The 7742-nt window shown below is 50.2% G+C and carries 6 protein-coding genes; all 6 read right to left on the reverse strand.

Features of this window, described 5'->3' with window-relative positions; translation table 11 throughout:
* Window positions 1-130: 130 nt before the first annotated feature.
* Entirely contained in the window at window positions 131-985 is an 855-nt protein-coding gene (locus tag Q0256_RS09815) for a universal stress protein (protein ID WP_297882067.1), read from the reverse strand.
* A gap of 21 nt (window positions 986-1006) precedes the next feature.
* On the reverse strand, window positions 1007-3121 hold the full coding sequence (locus tag Q0256_RS09820; RefSeq protein WP_297962588.1) for a polyribonucleotide nucleotidyltransferase: 2115 nt from the start codon (window positions 3119-3121) through the stop codon (window positions 1007-1009).
* Window positions 3111-3824, reverse strand: a complete 714-nt coding sequence (locus tag Q0256_RS09825; RefSeq protein ID WP_297962590.1) for a phosphoribosyltransferase family protein — start codon at window positions 3822-3824, stop codon at window positions 3111-3113. The genes Q0256_RS09820 and Q0256_RS09825 overlap by 11 nt, the downstream gene beginning before the upstream one ends.
* Window positions 3824-6082, reverse strand: a complete 2259-nt coding sequence (locus tag Q0256_RS09830) for an LPS-assembly protein LptD (protein ID WP_297962591.1) — start codon at window positions 6080-6082, stop codon at window positions 3824-3826. Before Q0256_RS09830 ends, Q0256_RS09825 begins: the two co-directional genes overlap by 1 nt.
* Entirely contained in the window at window positions 6069-6506 is a 438-nt protein-coding gene (locus Q0256_RS09835) for an RDD family protein (protein WP_297962593.1), read from the reverse strand. The genes Q0256_RS09830 and Q0256_RS09835 overlap by 14 nt, the downstream gene beginning before the upstream one ends.
* The coding region (purD, locus tag Q0256_RS09840) for a phosphoribosylamine--glycine ligase (protein WP_297962594.1) at window positions 6503-7742 on the reverse strand (1240 nt) is incomplete at its 5' end. The genes purD and Q0256_RS09835, both read right to left, overlap by 4 nt.

Consider the following 7742-nt stretch of genomic DNA (forward strand, 5'->3'; position numbering starts at 1 on the left):
TTTATGGACGGGCTAGCAAAACCAAAGCGAGCCGATTAAATTTTAAAATTTAGCTTGCGGCGCTTAAAAGCCGATTTAAGCTTAGACGCGGTGCGGGCAGCGTGCCGAGACGCGGCGTCTAGGCTTCAAGCTACATTAAGACCGGAATTTTGGTCTTTTGCAGGAAGTATTTCGACGCGCCGCCTAAGAAAATTTCTTTTATGCCGCTGTCCGAGTGCAAGCCCGCGACTATGAGGTCGAAATCGCCCGCGTCGGCGTACTCTAGCAGCACCTGCCCCGGGATCTTGCCCTCGACGTTCAGTGCCTCGAAAACGTCGATTTTAATGTCGTGCAGAGCCAAATAATCGCTTATTCGGCGCTTCGTTTCGGGGATGCCCTCTTGGAGGTAGTGGTTTGCGGTGATGACGGTGACGGACTTGGCGCGCTGCAAAAGCTCCAGCCAATTATCGAGCGCTCGCGCAGAGGCTGCAGTGCCGGTAAGCGAGACTAAAATTTTATCTGCCTTGAACTCCTGCAGCTTGCGCGGTATGACGATGCAAGGTTTGCCGCTTTTGGTGACCGCCGCCTCGAACGTGCCGGTGATAGAGCCCGTAGGCGGCACCGAAACCAGCACCAAATCGCAATATTTGGAGTATTTCTCGACCAGCTCGGAGCGGATGCCCACCATATGCCTCAAAGCGGCGCTATTTGGGACGTGATCGTCGTCGTTTTGATCCAAATCGAGCTTAGCGCATTCGACGTCGAAGATCGCCTTAATCTCCTCGCGCTCGGCTCTCATCTCATCGCCCGCGGATTTTAAAAATTCCTCCATCAGTACGCCGCCTTTTAGCGTCATACGGACGTTGTAGATCATCTTAGGATCGAGCTGGCACGCCATTATGTTGATGTGCGTGCCGAAAAATTTATTCACTAGTAGCGCTCCGTGTATGCGCTCTGCCAGCTCCTCGCCGCCACCGATAGGGAAAAAAATCTTTTTAAGCTGCATCTTTACGCTCCTGTTAAAATTTTAAGCTAATTCCAGTGAAATTTTAGAGCCCTTTTGCTCGGTCACGCGCACGTGCACGATGTCGCCCGCACGATAAGGCGTCGTGATAAATTTAGCGCGCAGTAGCCCGTCCACACCGTCTCGCAGCGAGATGAAGGTACCGAAATCCAGCACGCTTTGCACTACGCCGTCAAACTCCTCGCCGATCTGAAATTTTACTTCTTTGCGTTCACCGCGCGGCTTACGAAAATCGCGAGAATTTGAGACTATCGATAAAATTTTCTCTTTTGCGCCCGATACGCTGCTAGCTTTGGCACCTTGAATCTTGACCTCACCCTTTTCTCGATCCAGATCAATATTTACGCCGAAGCTTTCGGTGATCTCTTTGATGACCTTGCCGCCCTGACCGATGATGTCGGGGATTTTACTCGGATCGACGCTAAAAATTTCAAGCTTCGGAAGCACGTCCTCGTTTATAACGATCGCCGTATCCGCCTGCTCCATAAGGCCCAAAATATGCGCACGAGCCTGCTTTGCCTGCGCGAGAGCCTCTTTTAAAACCTCCAGGCTGATGCCGCCGAGCTTGATATCCATCTGAAGCGCGGTGATGCCCTCATGGGTGCCCGCGACTTTAAAATCCATATCTCCGTCGTGATCCTCAAGCCCCATTATGTCGGTTAGCACGGCGTGTTTTTCGCCCTCAAAAATCAAGCCCATCGCGACGCCCGCAACGAGCTTTAGCGTAGGCACGCCCGCTGCACGCAATGAAAGTGCGCCGCCGCAGACCGAAGCCATCGAGCTTGAGCCGTTACTTTCTAAAATTTCGCTCACTACGCGGATAGACTGCGGCGAGTTTAGATCGATGCTTGGATATAGCGCTCTTTTGGCTAAATTTCCATGTCCCAGCTCGCGTCTGCCGGGGCTTTTAAGCGGGCTTGCTTCGCCGACGCAAAAGCCCGGGAAGTTGTAGTTAAACATAAATCTATCGCTGATCGGCTCGAGCTGCGTTAGGCTGTCGCTTAGCTGTGCGTCGCTATCGCCACCCAGCGTGATGACGACCAGAGCCTGCGTCTGCCCGCGCGTAAATAGGCAGCTTCCATGCGCGCACGGTAGGATATTTGTCTCGATACTGATCGGGCGCACCTCATCAAGCGCGCGTCCGTCGGCTCTTCGGCGATCCTCGATGATCTGCGTGCGGATGATGCCGCGCTTATACTTGCCGATGACGCTGGAGATCACCTCCTTGCTCCACTCGTTTTGCGCCGCAGCCTCGGTGGTTAAAATTTGATCCACGATTTTGTTTAGTTCGGTAGCGCGTTCGCTCTTTGCCATCTGATTGATCGCCGCTTTGACGGCGTCTTTGTAGTTCGCGTCGATGAAATCCGCGATATCCTCATCCTCTATCTCGGGCTTGTACTCCAGGCTCGCATCGGGCTTTTTAAGTGGCAAAAAAGCCTCTTCGTAGGCGCCCGAGCCCGCGCTTATCGCCTTTGCGGCAAAATCGATCGCATCCACCATCAGATCTTCGCTAAATTCATTCATCTGTTGCGCGCCGCCTCTAATCTGCGGCAGGGAGCGCATCTCGATCATCAAAAGCTCATCGCCAACGCCCGCTACATAAAGATCGAGCGCGCTAGCTTTAAGCGCGGAGTTGCTCGGATTTAAGATGAAGCTTCCGTTTTGATAACCTATGCGCACGCCGCAAACGGGTGCTTTAATCGGGATGTCGCTAAGATACAGCGCCGCAGACGCCGCATTAAGAGCGACGACTTGCAAATCGACCTCCGGATCTGCCGATAGCACGTAAACTACGATCTGCGTCGGATATGCGTATCCCTTTGGAAAGAGCGGGCGCAGCGAGCGGTCTATGATGCGGCTGGTTAGCGTCTCAAAATCGCCCGGCTTGGTCTCGCGCTTGATGTAGCCTCCGGGGATTCTGCCTGCTGCGTACATCTTTTCGATATATTGCACGGTAAGGGGCAAAAAGTCCTCCTGCACCTGCGTCTCTTCGCGCGCTACGGTAGCCAGCACGACGGTATTTTTCACACGCAAAAGCGCCGCACCCGCGGCTTGCTTTGCGACCTTATTGATATCGAAAATTTCGGTATTGCCATTTACTTCAATTTTACACTGCATTAATTTTCTCCTTGTTTTTGTTGGTTTCGTGAAACGGCAGATAAAGCGGGCATTTGTTTAAAATTTGCATTATCTCCTCCGCGCTTGAGAGCGTTTTTTCTTTGTAATAAAAATCCACGTTCACAAAATCTCTGATCTTGTGAACGGCATAAATTCCATCCACCAGCATGGCGATCTCGTCTGCATTATCGCTGCCGATAACGGGCGTGGCATAAAAGATCGCTTTGGCGTTTAAGCTTACGAGCGTCTTTATGCAAGTAAGTGCGGTCAGCCCGCTCTCACACCCCTCATCTACCAAGATGACGTTTTTTTTCTCCAAATTTCCCAAAAGCTCGCCCTTGCGAAATTTATACATGTTTTTTAAAATTTTCTCCTCATAAAGTCTGTTCGCCTGCCCGTAAACATAATCCAAGCTGATGCCGAAGCTTCGCACGAGCTCATCTACCATTACGATCTCTTGGGTTTCACTTACGCACGCGATCGCGCATTCCGGATTATTTGGCGCTAAAACAGGCTCTGTGAATAAAAACTCATAAGCAAGCCCTAATTTTAGAGCAAGATGGTTTGCGATAGGAAGCGACTCCAGGGATTGGGCGATTATTAGAAAATTTTCGTTTTTGATCACGGCAGCGGGTAAAATTTCTGAAAGCTTCATCGCGGCGTCGATTTGGTTTTCAAACATCAGCTCGGCTCTAGGCGTCATTATTTTTCGCTTCCGTATTCGCTATTTACCGAAAAATCATACCCTACTCCGCCGAACGGATAGAAATTTACGAGAAAGTAAATTCCGCGCTCCTTGCTTGCTTTGCTATAGCCCGTCGTACTGGTATTTTTAGGCTCGATATCCTCTTGATACACAAAAGAGTAATTCCAACACTTGCGCGTATGAGAAAGTCCCACACGCCACATTTTAGAATAAGATCGCTCCAAGTCGTAATCCCAACGCCCAAAAATTTTATTATTCCTAGGCAAATTTACCGAAGCGTTTACGATGCCGTAGTTATCTTTCGTATAGCGTTTAGGCTCCATGCTTAGCTTTTCGTATTCGTAAGCGTGACTAAGTCCAAAGCTAAAGTCGTCGTTGGAGTAGTTGGCGTAGGTATAGACCTTATCGAAGCTTTTATATTTATGCGAGTAGGTAAAGCGGTTTCCGATATTTAATCCATTTGCAAAATACGCATCGATGCGGTGTTCTAAATCATCGAACTCGTGATCGTCGAAGTCATATCGCTGCTTGACGCTATGGCGTAAAAATTTACGTCCGTCTTCATTATAAAAAAACTGCGTCATACTTAAAGCTGCATTTTCGTGGGTGTATTCGTCACTAAGCTCGCTTAAGAAGTTATCCTCCCAATAAAGTGAGTCTTGCAAGTTACCCAGCCGCGAGCGATCTACTGCGCCGCGAGCAAGGTCGTATTTATACTGATGATACTTTAAAATTCTATCCTCGATGTCGCCTTGCTGCCAGCTTGGAATTCTAAAATCCGCCCTCCAGCTCATCGTATGATACAAGCTATCATAAGCCCTAGCTACGTCGGTGTAGAGCGAAAGCTCGGTGTATTGATTAGCGTAGAAAGTGCTTTTATCCTCGCCAAGATCGCCGTTTGCGTAGTAAAATTTATCGTGCCAATCGATATTAGTCATATACACCCGCTCGGTAAAGGCGAAATTTAAATAATCCGCCAGTAGTGGCGTGCTTATACTAATCGGCACGTCAAACTCGTATTGGCGAGCAGTCGCGCCCTCCCATCTGGTGTAATTACGCGCTTTTGCATCAAGCGAATAGATCAAATTTGGCAGCCCCAAATCATTGCTAAATTTATGATATTGCAGCGTCGGAAGCTCTTGGACGGTATCTTCGTTGCGGAAAGTATTATCGGCGTTTAGCTTACTTGTATCGATGTAGTAGCGTCCGTAAGCGCCAAAATAGTGCTCGTCGCCGGTCAAATAATAATTCAGCCGTGAAGTTACGAGCGAATTATCCGCATCGTCGCTAAGGCCTCCCTTTTCTTTCAGATCGTAGTATTCAAGGTCGTTTAGCTGGGTAAAATCGATCCATAAATTTTCGCGCAGATCGCCGTCTAGCAAATAGGTCGCAAGCTTGCTGCGATCGTATTGAACTTCAAAGCCGTGATGGCGCTCGTTTTTGTATTCGAGCCGCTTTTGCGCCCGCGAGAAGTTATCGAAAACTCCGCCTCTAATCTCGCCGTAAGAATACGGCGACTCCGTAAATCGAAATGTCCCGTATACGCCAAAGCCCCTGCGCGTGCGCACCTGCGGATCGAGCTGAAAATCCCAGCTATCGTAAGGCGCGAAATAGATCGGCTGCTTATAGTAAATCCCTTCCTTGCTAATGTAGCCGGCCTCTGGAGGCAGTAGGCCCGTGCGGCGCGTGCGGTCGGTCGGGAAGCCGAAATACGGCAGATAGAGCACCGGCACGTCGCCCACGTAAAATCTCGGATTGAAAAGATGGAGGAATTTGCTCTCTTTATTAAGCATGCCGCTGCTAAATTTGATGCGCCAATCAGGATCGGTGACGTTGCAGCTAGATACGCTGGAGCCCTCCACGCGGTAATACTCGCTGTCGCTGCAGCTGGCGTCGTTTTGCATCCAAAGCTCGGAGTCCTTGTCCATCATAAAATTTACGTCGGCTTGCTGCTTATCGTTTTTCAGATCGATTTTGACATGCTGGGCGCGCGTGGTCTCACTGCTGCCACGCATCGCATTGACGTTACCAAAAAGCTCGATGATGCCGTTTTGCTCGTCGTATGTAGCGCGATCGGCGGTGATGAAGTAGTCCTGCGAATACACCGTTACGTTGCCACTAGCCTCCGTCAAAAAGCCGTTTTTCTCGACATTATCTGCTATGAGCTCGACGTCTTGGACCTTTGCGCTCGCACTACTTGCTAAAAGAGCGCTAAAACTAAGCGCTAGAATTTTAAATTTTTTACTCTTTTTCAATCTCTACCACCAATGTTTTCGCCGCCATATCGTGCAGGCTCTGACGCGAGTTCGTAAAAAGCGCCACCAAAAATCCCATATAAAAGATCATCTCGCTTATCAACCTAACCGCCGCGCGGATCGCTGCCGTAGCGATATCCATGTCGCCACCGCCAGCGCGGACGCAGTAAATTTTAACCGCGAGCTTGCCTAGCGTCGCGCCGTATAGATAGACAAAAATCGCCTGATATAAAAATTTTATTATCGCGTAATGCAAAATGAATTTCGACGCGATCTTTTGTACCTCAAGATTGCTTCCGCTCTGCGCCGCTGCGACAAGCTCTGGCTCGTCGATAGCAAATAGCACAACCACAAAAAGCGTTACGCTCACCGCTTCGTCGATACTAAACGCGATTACGCGCTTGCTAAGCGGAGCGATGTTCAAATTTTATCTCTTAAGGCTTGGTGCGCGATATCGCGCCTATACTGCGCGCCGCTAAATTTTATATTTTCGCAAAGCGCGTAAGCCACATCGCGCGCCTGCTTTAGGCTCTGTGCGACGCCCACGCTTACCAAAACGCGCCCGCTGCTAGCGTAAATTTGACCCTCTCGCTCGCTCACGCCTGCATAGCAGATATGCGCTCCCGCGGGAATTTCGCCCGTCTTGATCGGCTCAGGCTGCGAAGAGCCATAAGGATAGCGCTCGCTAGCCATTACGACGCCCACCGCAAATCGCTCTTTTAAGCTTATGCTACTTAGCTTGCCTACGGCGGCGTTGTATAAAATTTCGCTCAAATTTCCGTCAATTAGCGGCATCAAAACCTCGCACTCCGGATCGCCGAAGCGGACGTTGTACTCCAGCACGTAAGGCTCGCCGCCCACGATCATAAGCCCCACGAACAGCACGCCGCAAAAGGGCGCGCCCTGCTGCCGCATCCCTTTTAGCGTGGGTGCGACGATCTCGCTCTGCACTCTTTTTATAAGCGCAGCATCTGCTAGCGGGCTGGGCGCATAAGCTCCCATGCCGCCGGTGTTCGGGCCCAGATCGCCGTCAAGCAATTTTTTGTGATCCTGCGCTACGGGCAGACTTACGAAATTCTCCCCGTCGCAGATCGCAAAAAAGCTCAGCTCGAAGCCCTCTAAAAACTCCTCCACGACGACGCGCTTGCCCGCTTCGCCGAAGCTTTCGCCGCTTAGCATATCCGCAGCGGCTTTTTTAGCTTCATCTTTGGAATTTGCGATGATGACGCCTTTGCCCGCGCACAAGCCGTCCGCTTTAACCACTACGCGGCCGTTTAGAGTATCGATAAATTTTGAAATTTCGGAGAGATCGTCGCTGCTTAGAAATTTTGCGGTTTTAATATGATTTCGCGCCAGAAAGTCCTTCATATAGGCTTTGGAGCCCTCAAGCTTCGCCGCAGTAGCGCTGGGACCGAATATCGCGAGGCCTTGCGCTTTAAAAATATCCACGATGCCTTTTGTAAGCGGCTCTTCGGCGCCCACGACGGTAAGGGCTACGTCGTTGTTTTTAGCAAAAAGTGCGAGTTCATTAAAATCTTTTAAATCTAAATTTTTACCGAGCGCCTTTGTAGCGCCGTTTCCCGGAGCAAAATACAGATTTAAAACGTTTTTATCCTCGCGAAGTCTTAGCCCGATCGCGTATTCTCTACCACCGCCGCCG

It is taken from the genome of uncultured Campylobacter sp., assembly GCF_937949835.1.
Classification (GTDB): Bacteria; Campylobacterota; Campylobacteria; order Campylobacterales; family Campylobacteraceae; genus Campylobacter_B.